This window comes from Exiguobacterium sp. s11 (genome assembly GCF_018619015.1).
Taxonomy (GTDB): Bacteria; Bacillota; Bacilli; order Exiguobacteriales; family Exiguobacteriaceae; genus Exiguobacterium_A; species Exiguobacterium_A indicum.
Window position 1 is genome coordinate 492,817 of sequence record NZ_JACSNF010000002.1, and the last position, 18,889, is coordinate 511,705.

Here is an 18,889-nt window from a genome sequence, read left to right on the forward strand (position 1 = left end):
ATCGAAGGAGATCTACTTATGGAACTTGTCATCATTCTTCTTGCCTTATCCTTATTGATGTTCGTTGCCTATCGTGGTTTTTCGGTCATCCTATTCGCGCCAATCTGTGCCTTGTTCGCCGTCCTACTGACGAACCCGGATTGGGTGTTACCTTTCTTCTCGAATATCTTCATGGAAAAGATGGTCGGCTTCATCAAGGCGTACTTCCCGGTCTTCCTCCTCGGGGCGATTTTCGGAAAAGTCGTTGAGATGTCCGGTATCGCGGAGTCAATCGCAAAGACGATCATCCGTATGATCGGTGCGAAGCGTGCCATTCTTGCCATCGTCTTACTCGGCGCCATTCTTACATATAGCGGCGTCAGCCTGTTCGTTGTCGTCTTCGCTGTGTATCCGTTCGCAGCGAACTTGTTCCGCGAAGCGAACATCCCGAAGCGCCTCATCCCGGGAACGATCGCCCTTGGTGCATTCACGTTCACGATGGATGCCTTACCAGGAACACCACAGATTCAAAACGTCATCCCAACGACGTTCTTCAAAACGGATATCTACGCTGCACCGATCATGGGAACGGTCGGTGGATTGTTCATCCTAGTCGTCGGCATGTGGTACCTCGAGTCACGCAAGAAAAAAGCCCATCAAGCTGGGGAAGGATACGCTGGATTTGAAGCAACAGCTGCAAGTGCCGCACCGCAAATGGAGTTGAAGAATGAACCAGAAATGACGCTCGAGACGGATCGTCAACCGGTCTATCGGCAAGTCCTTGCCTTCGTTCCACTCGTCCTGGTTGCCGTCATGAACAAAGTCTTCACACTCTCGATTCCGAAATGGTATCCGGAAGGATTCGATTTTTCAGCAATCGGTCTAGAAGCATTTGGAAAGATCGAGACACCGGCCGTTCTTGCGATCTGGTCCGTCCAAATGGCGTTATTGATCGGAATTCTCGCAGCGATGCTGTATGACTTCCCGAAGATCAAGACGAATTTCCAAGCTGGTCTGAACGTCAGTATCGGTGGCGCGCTCCTAGCGGTCATGAATACAGGTGCTGAGTATGGTTTCGGAGGCGTCATCGCAGCATTGCCAGGATTCAAGTCCGTCTCAAGCGGGATCTCAGAGACATTTACGAATCCGCTTGTCAACGGAGCTGTCACGACGACAACACTAGCTGGTGTCACCGGTTCCGCATCGGGTGGAATGGGGATTGCGTTAAGTGCGATGTCGGATAAATATACGCAAGCCATCACATCAGGCGGCGTGCCACCGGAAGTCATGCATCGCGTCATCTCGATGGCGTCCGGCGGGATGGATACGTTACCGCATAACGGTGCCGTCATCACGTTACTTGCCGTTACGGGGCTGACGCATCGTCAGTCGTATAAGGACATCTTCATGATTACGATTCTCAAGACAGTGACGGTCTTCTTGATGATCGGATTGTATAGCTTGACTGGTTTGTACTAAGGATTTTTAAAGGGGGCATCATCAGATGAAACAGGGGAAAGTATACGCATCATTCGCGGAAGCGACAGCAGACATCTTTGACGGGGCGACGCTAGTCGTAGGGGGCTTCGGACTCTGCGGAATCCCGGAAAAATCAATTACCGCGTTGCAAGAGAAGGGCGTCAAGGATTTGACAATCGTCAGTAACAACTGTGGCGTCGATGACTTCGGACTCGGTCTCCTCTTGCAGACGCGACAAATCAAGAAGATGATTTCATCGTATGTCGGGGAAAACAAGACGTTTGAGCAACAATACCTCAGTGGCGAGATCGAAGTCGATCTCGTCCCACAAGGTACGCTTGCCGAACGTATCCGTGCCGGTGGAGCTGGCATTCCCGGTTTCTATACACCAACAGGCGTCGGCACGCCGATTGCTGAAGGAAAGGAACAAAAGGAGTTCGACGGGAAGACGTATCTCCTTGAAGAAGGAATCGTCGGTGATTTTGCGATCGTCAAGGCATGGAAAGCAGATCGACTCGGGAATCTCGTCTTCCGGAAGACGTCACGCAACTTTAACCCGATCGTCGCGACAGCCGGAAAAGTAACGATCGTTGAAGTCGAAGAACTGGTCGAAGTCGGTGAACTCGATCCGAATGAGATTCATACACCTGCTGTCTACGTCCAGCGCATCGTCGTCGGAACGGATTATGAAAAACGCATCGAACGCCGGACTGTCCGGGAAGCTTGAGGAGGAGACGGATATGAAAACGACACGAGAGATCATCATTGAACGCGCACTTCAGGAAGTTGAAGACGGGATGTACGTTAACCTCGGGATCGGGATTCCGACATTGATCGCCAATGCGATTCCGGACGATATGCATGTCATGCTGCAATCCGAAAATGGACTGCTTGGCATCGGACCGTATCCGCTTGATCATGAAGTCGATGCCGACGAAATCAATGCCGGCAAAGAAACGGTCACGGCACAATCCGGAGCATCTTACTTCGACAGTGCCGAATCGTTCGCGATGATTCGCGGCGGGCACATCGACCTCGCGATCCTCGGCGGGATGGAAGTCGATCAGAACGGTGACCTCGCGAACTGGATGATTCCGGGCAAGATGGTCAAAGGCATGGGCGGAGCGATGGACCTCGTCAACGGAGCGAAACGCGTCGTCATCATCATGGAGCATGTCAACAAACATGGCGAATCGAAAGTCAAACAGGCGTGTACCTTGCCGTTGACAGGACGCGCCGTCGTCAACCGTTTGATTACGGACCGGGCCGTCTTTGATTTCACACCGGACGGAATGGTCTTGATCGAGACGCTGAATGGTCATACGGTCGAAGACGTCAAACAAGTCACGGAAGCACGATTCACGGTCAGTCCGGAACTCGAGCGCATGACGGTAGGGGAGTGAAGCAGATGGTTCAAGGAGATATCGTACTCGTCACAGGTGCAGGAAGCGGAATTGGTCTTGAAATCTCAAAGGCGTTTGCTGCGGCAGGAGCGAAGGTAGTCGTAACGGACGTTCGCGCAGAAGCAGCAGAAGAGGCGGCGGCAGCGATTCGCGCAGCTGGTCATGAAGCGGTCGGCATGACGCTCAACGTCACTGATGAAGCACAGGTCGAAGTCGTCTTGAAGCAGACGGTCGAACAGTTTGGTCGACTCGACGTCTTGATCAATAACGCGGGTCTTCAACACGTCTCACCAATTGAAGAGTTTCCGACTGAGAAATTCGAATTGATGATCAAGATCATGTTGACGGCGCCGTTCATCGCTATCAAACATGCCTTTCCGATCATGAAGGAACAAGGCTACGGACGGATTCTTAACATGGCATCGATCAATGGTTTGATCGGTTTTGCCGGGAAAGCAGCGTATAACTCGGCGAAACATGGATTGCTCGGTCTGACGAAGGTCGCAGCCCTTGAAGGAGCGGAACACGGAATCACCGTCAACGCGATTTGCCCGGGGTACGTCGATACACCACTTGTCCGCAATCAGATGGAAGACTTGGCGAAGACGCGTCACGTCGAGCTTGAGAAGGTACTTGAGGAAGTCATCTATCCGCTCGTTCCACAAAAACGGTTGCTCGCCGTCGAGGAAATCGCGGATTATGCATTGTTCCTCGCGAGCCGCAAAGCAAAAGGCATCACAGGACAAGCGAACGTACTCGATGGAGGATATACGATTCAATAAGGAGATGGAGCAGATGAGTGAAGCAGTCGTCATCGTCAGTGCGACGCGCACGGCGATCGGAAATTTCAATGGGAGTTTGAAGGACGTCAAAGCAACGGAACTCGGAGCGACGGTCATCCGTGCGGCACTTGAAAAAGCAGGTGTCGCTGGGAATCACGTCGACGAAGTCTTTTTCGGTAACGTCCTCTCAGCAGGACTTGGTCAAAATCCAGCACGGCAAGCGGCACTCGCTGCCGGATTACCGGAGACATGTCCAGCGATGACCGTTAACAAGGTCTGCGGATCCGGTCTCTCGGCCGTCCATCTTGCGTATCAAGCAATCAAGTCGGGCGAAGCCGATGTCATCGTTGCCGGTGGGATGGAGAACATGAGCCAAGCGCCGTATGTCCTATCGGGCGCACGGTCTGGGCTGAAGATGGGTGACCAACCGCTCGTCGATACGATCATCCAGGATGGACTTGAGTGTGCGTTTAATGACTATCACATGGGAATCACGGCAGAGAATTTAGCCGACGCCTATGAACTCTCCCGCGAAGCCCAGGACCAGTTCGCGGCGACGAGTCAGCAAAAAGCGCAGACGGCATTAGCGGAAGAACGGTTCGTCTCGGAAATCACACCAGTGTTGCTTCCACAACGAAAAGGCGACCCGATCCGTTTTGATCAAGATGAGTTTCCGCGTGCCGGAACATCTGTCGAAACACTCAGTCGTTTGCGCCCAGCATTCAAAAAGGACGGAACGGTCACGGCAGGCAATGCATCCGGCATCAATGACGGAGCTGCCGCACTTGTCATCATGTCCGCGTCAAAGGCACAAGAACTCGGCGTGACACCACTCGTTGAGATCGTCGCGAACGGAACGTCTGGCGTCGACCCGAGCATCATGGGAATCGGTCCCGTCCAAGCGGTCCAAAAGGCACTTGATAAAGCGGGACTGACGCTTGACGAGATCGATGTCATCGAAGCGAACGAAGCGTTCGCGGCACAATCTCTCGCGGTCGATGCGGAGCTACAGTTCCCGCATGAGAAGCTCAACCGAAACGGCGGTGCAATCGCGCTCGGTCATCCGATCGGTGCGAGTGGGGCGCGGATTCTCGTAACGTTGATCCATGAACTCGAGCGGACAGGTGAGACGCATGGTCTTGCGACGTTATGCGTCGGGGGCGGTCAAGGGGTAGCGACGATCGTCAAAAAATACGAAGACTAACGATTAAAGCACGAGACGAAGGAGATGTTTGCTCCCGTTGTCTCGTGCTGTATTGATTTTAGCGAATCGTTAACATGTCTTTGTAACTGCTTTTTTCGAGAATTTGCACGGAGGACATCCGTGACCATTCCTTCAAGGAAATCTCGGGATGTTGCTTCACGAAGTCGGAGACGATCATGTAGCCGAGTCTGTATTTTACGAACGATGGAATTTGTTTTTCGTAATTTCCAAAGAATAGATCATCCGTCGTCAATCGTTCCGCATTCAGCTCCGAAATCACATGCTCTAAAGTATGGTCAAGTAAAGGGGCAATCGCTTCCGATGATTCCACTGGATAAAGCTTGTGGGCAAAGAATTCCGCTTTTCCTTCGAGAATGATGTAATCGAGCATCGTTGCACGATTCGGTTCATCGAGGGCAACGGTGTGATGGTACTCATGCGTTGTCGTGTTGCGTAATGATGTTTCTGAAAAATCCTTCAAGAAGAATAGACTCATCGAATTGTTTCCTTGAGCGACACCGCTGACACCGCCATAATGTTTGGCATCATCATGCTCGATTGGTGTCGTCGGGGAGACGAAGACGACGAGCTTTTCATCTCGTGGAAGTTGTTTCATTGAAGTCAGGAGACTGGACTTGATCTGTTTCATGATGCGCTGATGGTGTTTTTTCAAATATGTATTCATCTGCTTTAAGTCCTTGATGTTTTCCGATGGCTGTTCATAGAGGCTAGGAACGGGCATCGCTTGAAGCTGTTCTTTTTTGATGATCTTATTTTTAGCGCCCAATACATATTTTTTAAATAGCGCCTCATTGTCCTCGGGATGTTTCGAAACCGCTTGAATGTAATCGTCATACGCCTTGTACAAAGGAACGATTTGAATCTCTTGTTTCTCATACGTAAACGTAATGTCATACGTCTTTGGTTTTTCGGCAGCGGGGGAACAACTGACAAGTAAAAGGGTGGCGCTAAGAAGATAGATCGATTTCATAGAAAAACCTCCTGTTTGATTATCCATATATTTACTTTCTTCATGAAGCCTTTTAATCCTACTACGTCATATGAACTTATGAATCCGGTTTCATGCTTCGACGCACAGACGTAACAAATTCTATAGACCATAGCTCCACCAAACTTTCTGCACAATTTTCAGAATATTCTCCAGATAAACTCCTAGCACGAGCTCTTAAACGTATGGTATCCTTTCGAACGAAGTACTTCATCTGCTTAGGGAGCGAGATGAAGTCGATCATCATTAGTGGGGGTTTATTATGTCTAAAACTGTTCCAACATCATTTATCATCGTCATCGGCATGATGCTCTTCGCCTTATTCTTCGGGGCAGGAAATCTCATCTTTCCGCCGATGCTCGGACAGCTCGCAGGGGAGCATGTCTGGGTCGCCAATGCCGGATTCCTCGTCACCGGTGTCGGTCTACCATTGCTTGCGATTCTCGCATTCGCGTTTTCAGGGGAACGCGATTTACAAGCGATGGCGTCACGCGTTCATCCTGCGTTCGGAATCGGGTTCTCGGTCATTCTGTATCTTGCGATCGGTCCCTTCTTCGCGATTCCTCGTGCCGGAACGGTCTCGTATGAGATCGGCATCAAGCCGTTCTTCAGTGAATCGACGAGCCACTGGCCGCTCCTCATCTTTACGGTCTTGTTCTACACGGTTGCTTGTCTCTTATCATTGAATCCGACGAAAATCGTCGATGTCGTCGGGAAAGTACTGACACCGATTAAAATCACGTTCATCGGTCTGTTGATCGTCGTCGCTGTCCTGCATCCAATCGGAAGTTTTCAGAATCCTTTGAAGACATATCAGTCGAATGCCTTCTTTAACGGTTTCCAGGAAGGATATATGACACTCGATGCACTCGGTGCCTTCGTCTTCGGGATCATCATCATCGCAGCGATCAAGGAAAAAGGTGTCACATCGAAGCGACAGTTGCTGTTGATTTGTACGAAAGCGTCATTGATCGCAGCGGCCTTGCTAGCAATCACGTATTCGGCACTTGCCTTCATGGGTGCTTCAAGTGTCTCGGAAATCGGACAACTGGCGAACGGCGCAGAAATCTTGTCAGCTGTGTCGGATCATTACTTCGGTGAATACGGTGCAATCTTACTCGGTCTGATGATCACGGTCGCCTGTATGACGACAAGCGTCGGCTTGATCACAGCCTGTGCGTCGTTCTTCTCGGCACTCGTGCCAAAAATCTCGTACGTCAAATGGACGATTGGTCTATCGGTCTTCAGCGCACTCGTTGCGAACATCGGTCTGAATCAATTGCTCGCCGTCTCAAAACCAGTCTTGATGACACTTTATCCACTGGCAATCTGTCTCATCTTCCTGACATTCTTGCATTCACTCTTTAAAGGTAAACCAGCCGTCTATCAAGGGGCGCTTTGGATGACATTCGTCGTCAGTTTGTTTGATGGATTGAAGACAGCAGGGATTAACGTCTCAGCTGTCACGAACGTGTTCGACGCGGTATTACCGTTTGCTTCCGTCAGTCTCGGATGGGTCGTACCAGCCATCATTGGTGGAGTGATCGGAGCAGTCGTCGGTAAGAAAACAGCGGAGACACAATCGTCGTCGCGTGTGGCTTAAATTAAACCCCTTCACTCAGATTACACTGGGTGAAGGGATTTTTTTGTAACGATGAAACGTATTCTAACAACAGTTGTTGACAAAAACCGGTGGAATAATGCTATAGTGTTAATGCAAATGATATTCATTATCAATTAGAAGGAGTGATAGGTGATGTTCATCCAATTAAAAACATTTAAAGTCAAAAAAGGAAGTGCTGTTGAAATGATCGAGCGTTTTTCAGGAAAGGGAATCATCGAGCAACAACCAGGGTTCTTCGATTTAAGTGTCTTACATAAGAAGCGTACAAAAGAGGAAGAAGAAGTTCTTGTCCTGATCCGCTGGGAATCGGAACAAGACTGGAAAGCGTGGGAAACGAGTGAGGTACACCTTGCCGGTCACCGAGAAAGAAGGGGGCAACCAGGTCCCTCCTTCATTCTTGACGGTCAGCAACATTACTATGATGTGATTGGATTTAAGACAGCAGATACATGATCGACACAACAATAAACAATCACGTAGGCAAGTGAAAAAAAAGTATCTCGAAGATTCCCTTTCATATTGATCAAGATTGAACGGATACGGAAAAGCGTCAGATGGTATATGTTTTTTAGGAGTGAGTTGAAAATGACAGAAGCACTGCATGTATTTCGAGTGAGGAAACACGCTTTACAGACAGGAGGACAATTAGCGATACGTCCGGGTTTGATTGTCGTCATACAAGGCGTTGGCATTACCTACACAGAAAGGAAACGTCTAGAATCGGGCGAAGCCTGTTTCATCATGAAACCAGGTGAACGATTCATCGTTCAGGAAGGGCATTGTTTGTTGTATCAGTTAGACGTTGAATTGACGCCATTTCTAGTCTACCGTCAACCAACTGATGAACTAGTGGAGTGTTTAGAACGAATGCGCGGATGTCCAAACACAATGACCGGTTCTCTTAGACAGCATCGCTATCTGTATCAACTGCTCGAGCAATTAAGTGAACGTCGTCATGAGCAGACGTTTGAGGAAGTGACGTCCCAGTGGTTAAAAGAACTCGGAAAATCACGAACAGTCAGTGACTTGGCAAATGAGTTGAATATGTCACTGCCGACGTTTTCCCGCCAATTCAAAAAGCACTACGATCAATCACCAAAGGAACTGATTCATCAATTGCGGATGCAACGGGCGAAGGAGTGGATGATTGCACAACCAGATTGGACGATTGCCGAGATCGCAGAACGTGTATCAATCAATGATGAATTTTATTTCAGCCGTCTCTTTAAAAAGCGTGAGGGACTATCACCAAGTCAGTACCGGAAACGGTTGTTTCCACGGGTCGGAATCTGGAGTCAAGCGTTGTTACAAGATCACTTATTGGCACTTGGGATTCAACCTGTCATCGCACCGTCTTTTCCGACACAATATCGTTCGAACGGTGTGCCAGACTATTTAAGTGAAATCGAAGGTACGCGACTATACGACGCGTCAGCAACGATTTTACCGGAATGGTTCGAGACATCAAATCTCGATCTCGTTTTACGGACACCGATACGAGGTGAATCACCACCTATATTGACGTCTTGTCCGGTCATCGATATTTCGAAACAAACTTGTTGGAAGGATTACTTGTATGCTGTTGCTACGGCAACCGATACGCTTGAGCGGACGACTGACATCATCAACGAAGTCGAAACGCTTGAAACAATTGTGAAGCAACAGTTCGAATTCAATCGGAATGTGACATGGGCAGTTATTTGGATCAGAGACTCAGAAATCCGACTGTACGGACGAACAGGGCATACGATGTTAGATTTTCTGTTCAGTGAAATCGGTTTACAGGCCGTGGAAGGACTCCCGCACACCGTCTACATGACAATCAGCTTAGAAACATTACAGCAGTTGGATCCGGATGGTTTGTTCATACTGTGGAGTCAACCTGCAGATGTGGAACGAATTCGAGGAACGAGGGTGTGGCAAACGCTTCGTGCCGTTAGGTCGGAGCGTATATTTTACCCAGACAGTGTCGATTGGGATCCGTGGGGACCACTTGGGAGAATGCATATGTTACGTCAATTGCATACATATATCAGCGATAGTAACTGTTTTGTTTGTCCATGAAGAATGAAAAGAAAATCCATGTCACTCATCATTGATAATGATTATCATTACAGATGGAGTTCACGATAAGGCAAAGAAGACTGACAAATGAACCTAAAAAGTCGTCGCCTTGTCGTACGAATATTAGGGAGGATCGTTTGTTTGATTGGTGTTAAATCTCACGACGATACGTGACTTCTGCATTTAATCGATTGTGAAAACGGATTGAAGGAACTTGAAAACGTTTTACTTAAAATAAGTGTGTATACGCACCATCAAAAACGGGGAAACCCGTTTTTCTATTGATGTGGAATGAGAATGATTTTCAATAAGGGGAGGAACAGAGCGTGCGAACATGCGAAGAACAAATCGAGCGATTAGCGACCGAGGTGACGCTTCAATCGTTCATGAACAGCTACATCAGAGAAGTGAACCCGGGCGAATGGGTCAACGAGAGACCGTTTGATGCATCCGAGACATCCTCTTTTTATTGGATGAAGCCGTATCTCATCGAAATCAAACGTCGTTCCATCATCGGACGCCACGAGATTGGAATGATTCGTGAAGAGACAAAAAGCGGATGGCGGGAAGTTTCAGCCATGTCCTGTATCATCACCTGTTGCATCAAGCTTCAACAAAAAGACCCGAATCAAACGGACTTACTCTTTCGCGTTCTTGACAGTCACCGGACAGTGCAATTGATTTTAGAGGAACAGCTGAACGCACAAGAGCAAGAGACGTTCATCGATTATGAACAACGCTTGTGGTGTGGTCATTGGTTCCATCCGACCCCGAAAAGTAGAGTCGGTATGACCGACTGGCAACAAAAAGCGTATGCGCCTGAATTCCGTCAGCCGTTTCAACTTCACTATTTTACAGTACATGAGACATTGCTCGAAGAACGTTCAGGTAGCAACGAGACGATTAGTCAGCTGATGAAAAATCAACTGGGTAACTTGATTCAAGCGACAGAGCAAGAGCGAATCATTCCAATTCATCCGCTTCAAGCCGAGTATTTGTTACGTCAGCCGACAGTCGAGCAATGGTTTGAGCAAGATATTATCCGTTATCACGGCGCATCTGGACCACTCTATAACGCAACTTCGTCGATCCGGACCGTCGAATCACTCGACCGAAGTCATATGTTGAAGTTATCCATCCCTGTCCAAGTGACGAACTCAAGACGCGTCAACAAGCGACACGAATTAGAGGCTGGTTATTTGATGTATCGCTTGTTTTGTCATCTGTCTCTGCCTGATACGTTTGACCTTATTCACGATCCTGCATATTTAGCGATCCGGACTAAAGAAGAGACCGGATTCGAAGTCATTTTGCGAGAGCCAGCACCCCACGCGGTAAATGTTGCGGCACTCGTCCAACCGGCATTACCGAATTCAGAATCGCTCCTGCTGCGGCTCATCCGGCAGTCGGGATCAATCGCATCGAAACATGTCACTCGGTGGTGGAAACAGTACCTGGAGTTGACGTTAGGAGCGATCGTTACACTATATGAGGAACAAGGAATCGGACTCGAGGCGCATCAGCAAAATAGTCTCATCACATTCGAAGACGGATGGCCGGTTCGATATCACGTCCGGGATAATCAAGGCTATTACTTAGCAGACACGAATCGAGATTCCTTTACCCTGCTGGAACCGGAACTGAAGCATACGACGTTATTCTACCCAGAAGAAGTCATTGCTGAGCGTTTGACGTACTACATGATTTGGAACCATCTAGCGAGTATCATCGACCGATTGGCAGCAGACACATTATTGAAGGAAGAAGTTGCTATCGCGTTACTGCACGAATGGTGTCAAGTACGAGTTAAAAGTCTAGAAGGGCGAGGCAGAGCTTGGCTTTTGATGTTGTTAGAATCGCCGACACTTCCATACAAGGCGAATTTACTAACACGCCTACAAGGACTCGATGAACTTGAAGTCGAGGGGGAACGGGTTTGTTTCATCGACTTGGATAATCCGTTACGGGAGGGCAACTATGCTTTACGACAGCAAAACACGCATCTGCAAACAACTTCTTGAGAGTTTGTTATTCGAGCGGATTCTTCCTTTTACTGAAATGATTGTCGGAATGAAGAATCGTTTTACATTCCACATAAAAGATAGTGAAGTGACAGTCGAAGGAAAACGCGGTCCTTTCGACCGAATCCGGCTCGACATCACGACGTTACGCTCATCGAAGTCATCTGGCGTCAACGACTGGTTTGAGCATCTCTTGACGCAGTTGCCGATCCCGGACGACTTTCAGGAAGAGTTGCGACGTACACATGATTTCGATGACTTGTCGCAGCGACATCGTCTACGAATCCATCGAGCAGGCTTAGATTATGAAGAGTTGGAGCAGACCATCATCGAAGGGCATCCCTATCATCCTTGTTATAAATCAAGGATTGGTTTTTCGCGAGCTGATCACGAGGCATACGGACCTGAAGCGGGCAATCGCTTCCAGTTACATTGGATTGCCTTACCTTCTACGCTCGTTCAAGGGAATGGAATCCTACCTATTCCACTGATTCTTGGAGAACCGCTTCTACATATGTTTTTAGTCAAACTGGAAGAACTCAAGCAAACCGATTATCAGATTCTTCCTGTCCACCCATGGCAATGGTTGCGTATCAAGCAAGAGGTGGCACAAGTCGGAGGTGTCGACTTAGGCGAAGGTGGGGTATTCGTGCAAGCGACGCAGTCGATTCGAACCGTTTTTTGCCCAGGTCAGCCCGAACTACCGCATATCAAATTGCCGCTCGACTTGAAGCAAACGTCAGCCGTTCGGACTTTTTCCGTGCCGAATGTCGTGGCAGCTCCTGCAGTATCGGATTGGTTGAAAAAACAGGCGAGTGAATTGCCGATGACGTTGTTATCTGAATTTGCTTCATGCGTCGGCTCGAGCGGTCCACTTGCGGGTCGGGTCGGCTGTGTCTTTCGTGAAAACGTCTTGACGTATGTTCACAAGGGGGAACAGGTCATTCCCTTGACAGCACTTGCTCAAATCGAGGTGGATGGACGACATTTTTTAGGACCGTGGTTGGAACGATATGGTCATGAACGGTGGCTTCGTCGATTCTTCGTCGTCTATCTCGAACCAGTCATCCGACTCGTGACCGAGAAAGGCATCGGTGTGGAAGCTCACGCCCAAAATACGTTACTTGTCTTACGGGACGGATGGCCGGAACGGATCATTCTCCGCGATTTTCATGATAGCGTCGAGTTCGTCACCGAGTTACTCGACGATCCATCGGATGTACCCGATTTTAAGAGGCTACATCCTGATTTTGATGCACCGCTCAATACCTATTATGAAATGTCACACCCGCTTGCCTTACGCGAGCTGCTGTACGACACATTATTCGTCTATCATTTGACGGAACTAGCGTATCAACTTGAACTGACGGAGAACTTGAATGAAGCGACGTTCTTTGATTGGATGCATCAGACGATCGAGGGGTTGCCGATTGATCGAGACCGACTAGAACGAATCGGATGGTACGAACAAAGAGTAACGGCAGAAGCCTTACTGGCACCACGGTTTGGTTTGACGAATCAAATCGATGTAAAAAATTCACTCGTTCAACAAGGAGAGGAAGACGATCATGCTATGGATTGAGAAAGAATGGGTGACAGAAGAAGAATTGACGACACACGAACTGGTGAAGCAATCGTTCATAACGGAAGGGAAGACCGTAGCCATCTGTACGTCAGATACAAAAGCATGGTTAGCCCTCTGTCTTGCGATGCGACGCATGAATGGAACAATCCTTCCCATTCATCCGGAGACGCCTGTTTCTGGTGCTGAGCGTCTAGCGATACAAGCCGGATGTGGCTATTTGATTTATCAAGAGACCATCATTCCGCTTCCGGAAGCGGAAAAACGTGCGGGTGGATTGATTCAATTCAGTTCCGGTACGACGGGGCAACCAAAAATCATTCACCGGACATGGGAGTCGATCGAGACGGAACTGAATGCTTATACGAACAGTTTTCCGCTGACGACGAAAGCGACGATCGTTGCTTGTCCGACGACACACTCATTCGGATTACTGTGTGGAGTGTTTGCGACTTTGAGACGCGGAGCAACACCAGTCATCCTACAAGACTTCTCACCACGTCATGTGCTAGCAATCCATCGTTTGCATCCGGACGCTATCATCTATATGGCACCGGGACTAGCGTATGCGATGAGTTTGTTCCCGGAATCCGTTCACGCAGTGATGATTTCCGGGATGACATTACCAGAAAAGTGGTTCCGTTCGATCGAACGGAAGACACGTCATTTGCTTCAACAATATGGCTGTTCAGAAATCGGCTGTATCGCACTTCATCCAAATCCGCCGAGTCCGCAAGCGATCGGCTTTCCACTAGAGCATCTTGAGATTGAAACTGGAACGAAGGAAAAACCAGCAGAATTAGTCGTTTCGCACAAGGCATACGGATTGGTACGAAGGATTTAATGTACGTTGAAGACGGGCTGCACTTTCTTAGCCGACTCGATGAGATGATCAATGTGTCTGGCTTATCTGTCTATCCCGGGGAAGTCGAAGATGTCTTGTATCAGCTGCCGACCGTCGAGGCTGTCGTCGTCTTTAAACGAATGGATGCGTTCCAAGGAGAGCGCGTCTGCGCTCAACTCGTGACGACGGCATCGGAGGAAGAACTAAAACAACATTGCAAGAAGCATCTCGCACCTCATCAACGACCGACGGAGTGGCAACTCGTTGAGCAAATTGAGCTATCTGCGAATGGGAAAGTGAGTAGAAAACGATTGGGGGAACAAACATGTCCCGTTTAACGATTGCGCAATTCGAAGATATACTGACCGAACAGCTCGAATGGTCATCATCTGTCGCTATTTCGACAACAGACTCTCTACGAGATGATCTAGGACTGGATTCGATGCGCTTGATTCATCTGTTGCTTCACCTTGAATTGGAACACGGATTAGTGATTCCCGATGAGCACATGTCAGCCCTTCCCAAAATGCGAGTAGAAGAGTTGATGTCTGTTTTACAGGAGGTCATTCATGATTAAAGTACACTGTCTCGTCAGTTGCGTCTGCGAGACGATCAAACGATCGGACGCGGACCATCGTCCCTATTACTTTGGCGTGTGGGATTCTTCGTTTTCCTTGTCAGCCGATTATGTCCTCTCGCATCATGATGAAACAATCAACCATCAGGAGATGCTTGTTTGGTATGAACGTCTTTACGGAATCCCAGTCGAAGAATGGTACGATCACAAACAATCAAAAGAAGAAAACATCACTCAGCTGATTCAACGGATTGAACAGAAAAATATGGACGAGTCAGTGATCGTCATGTTGGATTTAGCTAGTCTACCTGAGCGCGAAAATAAATTTCACCATGATGTGTTTCCCCACTACGTCATGTTAGAGGCGACAGAAGATCCGGAAATATGGCATATGCTTGATCCTGATTTCCGGTATGAAGGTGAACTAGAAAGAGAACGTATTCTTGCAGCAGTACGCCATCGTGCTGTCGCTGGTGGGTTTGCGTTTCGAAGTACGGATGTTCGAATACCGAATGCGACGACGGTAAGTGCGTATTTCATGAGTTGTATAAACGTACAACATCCATTGACTGAGGCAGTCAAACGTGTTGTGCATCACTATCGTGAACAACCTGAGGGATTACCGAATGCCTTAAAGCAGTTACCTGTCATTGCCATTCGAAAATATGCCTATGAGCATGCATTTGCTTATTTATATGAGGCGATCGGACGCGACTTGCAGACATCTGATTTTGAAGAATGGACGGATGAGGTTGAAACATTAGTCAATCAATACTCTGTCATCCAGCATCGGGCTGTCAAATACGCTGTAACGCGCCAACCGGAAGTGTACTTAGAAATCGAACGATTGATCGAAGAACAATGGGCACGGGAGAGTGCCATCAAACGGCAACTCGTCGACACGTTCCATGCGTATCAACGACAGGAGGGAATTGAACATGAAACTCGCACTCTGTACGATCAGCTATCGGCATCATCTGCGTTCATTTAATGATTTGATCGATTTTGCTTCAGAAGAACACTTTGACGCCATTGATATTTGGGGAGTTCATGCTGAACATTTAAGAACGGAAGAAGTCGATCGGCTGAAGTCGTCCCATCTGAACGTCAGTATGTTGAGTCATTATTTAAATTTAAACGCACCGATGTCAAAACTACTTGCGGAGACGAAACGACTCTCGCGATTAGCGACACGAATCGGAACGCAGCGCATCCGCATCTTTGCGGGGAATGAGGCGAGCCATACCTTATCCGATGCCAAATGGGATCAACTCGTTTATCGGTTGAAGGGGATTTGCCGTGTCCTTGATTCTGCAGGACAGCGATTATTACTTGAATTTCATCCGAATACTGCAACAGATACGGTAGAGGCAACGATACGTTTACTACAAGCGATCAACCACCCGGCATGTCGGATCAACTTTGACGTCTTACACGTCATCGAATCAAAGGCAGATCCCGTCGAAGCATACTTCAGACTCGCATCGTATGTGGATCACCTACATTTAAAAACAGTGGCGAATATTGATCAATTTTCAGTCTTTGAACCAACAAATGTCTATGCGGCAAGCGGATCGCGGGAAGGGATGGTTCCATTGTTCGAAGGCATCGTCGATTATCACCAGTTCTTTGAAGACGTTTCAGGTCATCTCGATCACTTGACAGCAAGTCTCGAATGGTTCGGTCCTGATCCAGACAAGCGTTTAAAAAGTGATCGACTTCTTATTGTTCAAGCACTTGAAAGAGTACCCGTTTTGTCAAAATGATTCGAATCGATGGGGTTTAAACGTCAGCAGAAAAGGCAATTCTTCTACTGTATGTCATTGACTATCGTGTCCCTTACAGAAAGGATGTTGAAACATGTCAGAACGTGTCTTCATTAGTCCCTCAAAGTATGTCCAAGGAAAGGATGTCATTGACCGGCTCGGTACATATGTGAGCCCGTTCGGTGAAAAAGCGCTCGTCATCGCGGATGATGTCGTCTGGAAAATCGTCAAGGAACGTGTTGAGCATTCGTTGTCCGGTGAAAACGTCGGCATCGAGAAAGCGGACTTCAGTGGTGAAGCCTCACGGCATGAAGTGAAACGAATCGCTGAGCAAGCACAAGCGGCAGATGTCCGGTTTGTCATGGGTGTGGGAGGCGGAAAGACGCTCGATACGGCAAAAGCCGTCTCGGATGAGCTGAACGTGTCCGTCGTCATCGTTCCGACGCTTGCTTCGACCGATGCCCCGACGAGTGCCCTCTCGGTCATCTATTCTGACGAAGGGATTTTTGAAAGTTATCGCTTCTATAAGAAGAATCCCGATCTCGTTCTCGTCGATACGAAATTGATCGCCCAAGCACCAGCCCGTTTCTTCGCGTCCGGAATCGCCGATGCGCTCGCGACGTGGGTCGAGGTCCGGAGTGTCGTCGCTTTTGGTGGACAAACGATGGCAGGGGGACGTCCGACGATTGCGGCACAAGCGATTGCCAAACGGTGTGAGGAAGTCTTGTTCGAGCATGGTCGCTTGGCGTATGAATCCGTTCAGGCGCAAGTCGTCACGCCGGCACTTGAAGCCGTCGTCGAGGCAAATACGCTCTTAAGTGGACTCGGCTTCGAGAGTGGTGGATTAGCTGCAGCGCATGCGATCCATAACGGGTTCACGGCGCTTGACGGTGAGATTCACCACTTAACGCATGGTGAGAAAGTTGCCTTTGGTACACTCGTTCAACTGGCGCTCGAAGAACATCCACAAGAAGAAATCGAGCGGTACATCGCGCTCTACACGGATCTTGGCTTACCGGTGACGCTCGAAGACGTCAAGCTAAAAGATGCGTCGCGTGAAGACATCGTCAAGGTCGGCGAGGCAGCGACTGCTGAAGGCGAGACGATCCACAGCGGTTTCAATGTCACGGCGGACGAAGTCGCGGATGCGATCATCGCAGCTGACCGCTATTCGAAAGCGTATCTAGCGAAACATGCTTCTTCCTGATTGATGCGTTTAAATCCGCTTCCTCTACCGAGAGGAAGCGGATTTTTTATGGGATTTCGTCGAATGACGCTTGAATTCTTCTTAAAAACACGCTATCGTTATAAAACGTAATGATTACGATTTGATTCAGGTAAAGGAGTTTTTGTGATGACGGATCGATATGAATGGGTGATTGTTGGCGGAGGAATTCATGGAATGACGGTATTCAATGCCTTATGTGAAAAAGGAATCGATCGGGAGATGATACGGATCATCGACCGTCATCGGCAACCATTGATGAACTGGCGTAAACAAACCGAACGGATCGGCATGCCTTACCTACGTTCAACTCGGGTGCACCACACTTCGACGAATCCGACGAGTCTCAGGCATCATGCGGAAGAACAGGATTATACACATCAAGCCTTCAAGGATACATACGGACGGCCATCCTTGGAATTATTCAACGACCATGCTCTTCAATTGGCGAAGCAAAATGAAGTGGAGGCGAGCTGGGTCCAAGGGGAAGTCACAGGACTAAGACGAGAAAGCGGAACGTGGATTGTCTCGACAGACGAAGGCGAGTTACGAACAAACCATGTCGTTCTCGCTCTCGGACAATCGGAACATCACGTCATGCCAGAATGGGCGAAATCGGCGCGTCACGTTTTCTTATCGAAGCACGATACACCACCGGTCGTCATCATCGGAGGTGGGATTAGTGCTCTGCATCATACGATTCAATGTGGCGAGCGCTATCCCGGGCAGGTGACCCTTCTTTCACGACGTCCGCTCGAAAAAAGTGCATTCGATGCCGATCGAAAGTTCATGGGACCAAAAGGATTGACACCATTCAAGTCCTTGTCGGCTAGCGAGAAACGAGCGCTGATCGTACAGGAGCGTCGCCCGGGAACGGCAACACAGGATTTGATTCAACGTGTCCGTCATCTGATTCGAGAAGGAATCATCAGTCATGTGATTGGTGAAGTCGAGCAGGAAGTCGAAAGCGGAGTAAAGCTGATGGATGGTCGTATTCTCACCGCTGAATCGATTATTTGCGCAACGGGTATCCGTCCGATGGTCGTTGAAGGATCTTGGCTTGAAGCCGTCCAGCAAGAGTTGAAGCTGCCATTATCTCCTTGCCGGACACCATTACTAGATGAAGAAACCTTTGAATGGGGAGAGAATCTATTTGCGACAGGTAGCCTCGCTGACTTAACGGTTGGTCCGTTCGCTCGCTCGATTTACGGAGGACAAGCCGCAGCGCGTGCGATCGCCTCGACGATTGAAGCGAAACAGACAGAAATGCTCGTCTAACACTATATCGCTATCCCCGTAGACATGACAAGAAGTCATGTTTACGGGGATT

18 protein-coding genes are annotated in these 18,889 nt (G+C 48.7%); 17 read left to right on the forward strand and 1 reads right to left on the reverse strand.

All coding sequences use genetic code 11. The features are described 5' to 3' along the window. Window positions 1-18 precede the first annotated feature (18 nt). The 5 genes from KNQ12_RS10145 to KNQ12_RS10165 are packed head-to-tail and all read left to right on the forward strand — an operon-like array spanning window position 19 to window position 4,847. On the forward strand, window positions 19-1,458 hold the full coding sequence (locus KNQ12_RS10145) for a GntP family permease (protein WP_035398062.1): 1,440 nt from the start codon (window positions 19-21) through the stop codon (window positions 1,456-1,458). A 25-nt stretch (window positions 1,459-1,483) separates the two neighbouring features. Beyond that, on the forward strand, window positions 1,484-2,185 hold the full coding sequence (locus KNQ12_RS10150; RefSeq protein ID WP_055967230.1) for a CoA transferase subunit A: 702 nt from the start codon (window positions 1,484-1,486) through the stop codon (window positions 2,183-2,185). A 13-nt stretch (window positions 2,186-2,198) separates the two neighbouring features. Further along, window positions 2,199-2,861, forward strand: coding sequence for a 3-oxoacid CoA-transferase subunit B (locus KNQ12_RS10155; protein WP_214747904.1), 663 nt, complete (start codon window positions 2,199-2,201; stop codon window positions 2,859-2,861). A gap of 5 nt (window positions 2,862-2,866) precedes the next feature. After that, on the forward strand, window positions 2,867-3,643 hold the full coding sequence (locus KNQ12_RS10160) for a 3-hydroxybutyrate dehydrogenase (RefSeq protein WP_023467828.1): 777 nt from the start codon (window positions 2,867-2,869) through the stop codon (window positions 3,641-3,643). 13 nt (window positions 3,644-3,656) lie between these two features. After that, on the forward strand, window positions 3,657-4,847 hold the full coding sequence (locus tag KNQ12_RS10165; RefSeq protein ID WP_214748252.1) for an acetyl-CoA C-acetyltransferase: 1,191 nt from the start codon (window positions 3,657-3,659) through the stop codon (window positions 4,845-4,847). Window positions 4,848-4,905: 58 nt separating this feature from the next. Here the strand turns inward: KNQ12_RS10165 and KNQ12_RS10170 are convergent, their stop codons facing one another. After that, window positions 4,906-5,838 carry a DUF2268 domain-containing putative Zn-dependent protease gene (locus KNQ12_RS10170; RefSeq protein ID WP_214747907.1) on the reverse strand — a complete coding sequence of 311 codons (933 nt, stop codon included), beginning with the start codon at window positions 5,836-5,838 and terminating at the stop codon, window positions 4,906-4,908. 280 nt (window positions 5,839-6,118) lie between these two features. Between KNQ12_RS10170 and brnQ the strand changes: the two genes are divergently transcribed. The 12 genes from brnQ to KNQ12_RS10230 all read left to right on the forward strand — a co-directional run bounded on the left by brnQ (window position 6,119) and on the right by KNQ12_RS10230 (window position 18,837). Continuing rightward, window positions 6,119-7,459, forward strand: a complete 1,341-nt coding sequence (brnQ, locus tag KNQ12_RS10175; protein ID WP_214747910.1) for a branched-chain amino acid transport system II carrier protein — start codon at window positions 6,119-6,121, stop codon at window positions 7,457-7,459. A gap of 153 nt (window positions 7,460-7,612) precedes the next feature. Continuing rightward, window positions 7,613-7,933, forward strand: a complete 321-nt coding sequence (locus tag KNQ12_RS10180; RefSeq protein WP_075642096.1) for an antibiotic biosynthesis monooxygenase — start codon at window positions 7,613-7,615, stop codon at window positions 7,931-7,933. 132 nt (window positions 7,934-8,065) lie between these two features. Further along, window positions 8,066-9,544 carry an AraC family transcriptional regulator gene (locus KNQ12_RS10185; protein WP_214775441.1) on the forward strand — a complete coding sequence of 493 codons (1,479 nt, stop codon included), beginning with the start codon at window positions 8,066-8,068 and terminating at the stop codon, window positions 9,542-9,544. Window positions 9,545-9,870: 326 nt separating this feature from the next. Then, entirely contained in the window at window positions 9,871-11,565 is a 1,695-nt protein-coding gene (locus tag KNQ12_RS10190; RefSeq protein ID WP_214747917.1) for an IucA/IucC family protein, read from the forward strand. Beyond that, entirely contained in the window at window positions 11,522-13,147 is a 1,626-nt protein-coding gene (locus KNQ12_RS10195) for an IucA/IucC family protein (RefSeq protein ID WP_214747920.1), read from the forward strand. The genes KNQ12_RS10190 and KNQ12_RS10195 overlap by 44 nt, the downstream gene beginning before the upstream one ends. Beyond that, the gene (locus tag KNQ12_RS10200; protein WP_214747923.1) at window positions 13,134-13,991 is read left to right on the forward strand and encodes an AMP-binding protein; all 858 of its coding nucleotides are present in this window, start codon (window positions 13,134-13,136) and stop codon (window positions 13,989-13,991) included. The genes KNQ12_RS10195 and KNQ12_RS10200 overlap by 14 nt, the downstream gene beginning before the upstream one ends. Continuing rightward, window positions 13,991-14,329 carry an AMP-binding enzyme gene (locus KNQ12_RS10205; RefSeq protein ID WP_214747927.1) on the forward strand — a complete coding sequence of 113 codons (339 nt, stop codon included), beginning with the start codon at window positions 13,991-13,993 and terminating at the stop codon, window positions 14,327-14,329. The genes KNQ12_RS10200 and KNQ12_RS10205 overlap by 1 nt, the downstream gene beginning before the upstream one ends. After that, the gene (locus tag KNQ12_RS10210; RefSeq protein WP_023467837.1) at window positions 14,317-14,568 is read left to right on the forward strand and encodes a phosphopantetheine-binding protein; all 252 of its coding nucleotides are present in this window, start codon (window positions 14,317-14,319) and stop codon (window positions 14,566-14,568) included. The genes KNQ12_RS10205 and KNQ12_RS10210 overlap by 13 nt, the downstream gene beginning before the upstream one ends. Next, window positions 14,561-15,559 carry a DUF6005 family protein gene (locus KNQ12_RS10215; protein WP_023467838.1) on the forward strand — a complete coding sequence of 333 codons (999 nt, stop codon included), beginning with the start codon at window positions 14,561-14,563 and terminating at the stop codon, window positions 15,557-15,559. Before KNQ12_RS10210 ends, KNQ12_RS10215 begins: the two co-directional genes overlap by 8 nt. After that, complete coding sequence (locus KNQ12_RS10220; RefSeq protein ID WP_058265241.1) at window positions 15,507-16,334, forward strand: sugar phosphate isomerase/epimerase family protein; 828 nt, start codon at window positions 15,507-15,509, stop codon at window positions 16,332-16,334. The genes KNQ12_RS10215 and KNQ12_RS10220 overlap by 53 nt, the downstream gene beginning before the upstream one ends. Before the next feature lie 94 nt (window positions 16,335-16,428). Beyond that, window positions 16,429-17,541, forward strand: a complete 1,113-nt coding sequence (locus tag KNQ12_RS10225) for a glycerol dehydrogenase (protein WP_023467840.1) — start codon at window positions 16,429-16,431, stop codon at window positions 17,539-17,541. Between the two features lie 147 nt (window positions 17,542-17,688). Then, window positions 17,689-18,837, forward strand: coding sequence for an FAD/NAD(P)-binding protein (locus KNQ12_RS10230; protein ID WP_058265242.1), 1,149 nt, complete (start codon window positions 17,689-17,691; stop codon window positions 18,835-18,837). The last annotated feature ends 52 nt before the right edge of the window (window positions 18,838-18,889 follow it).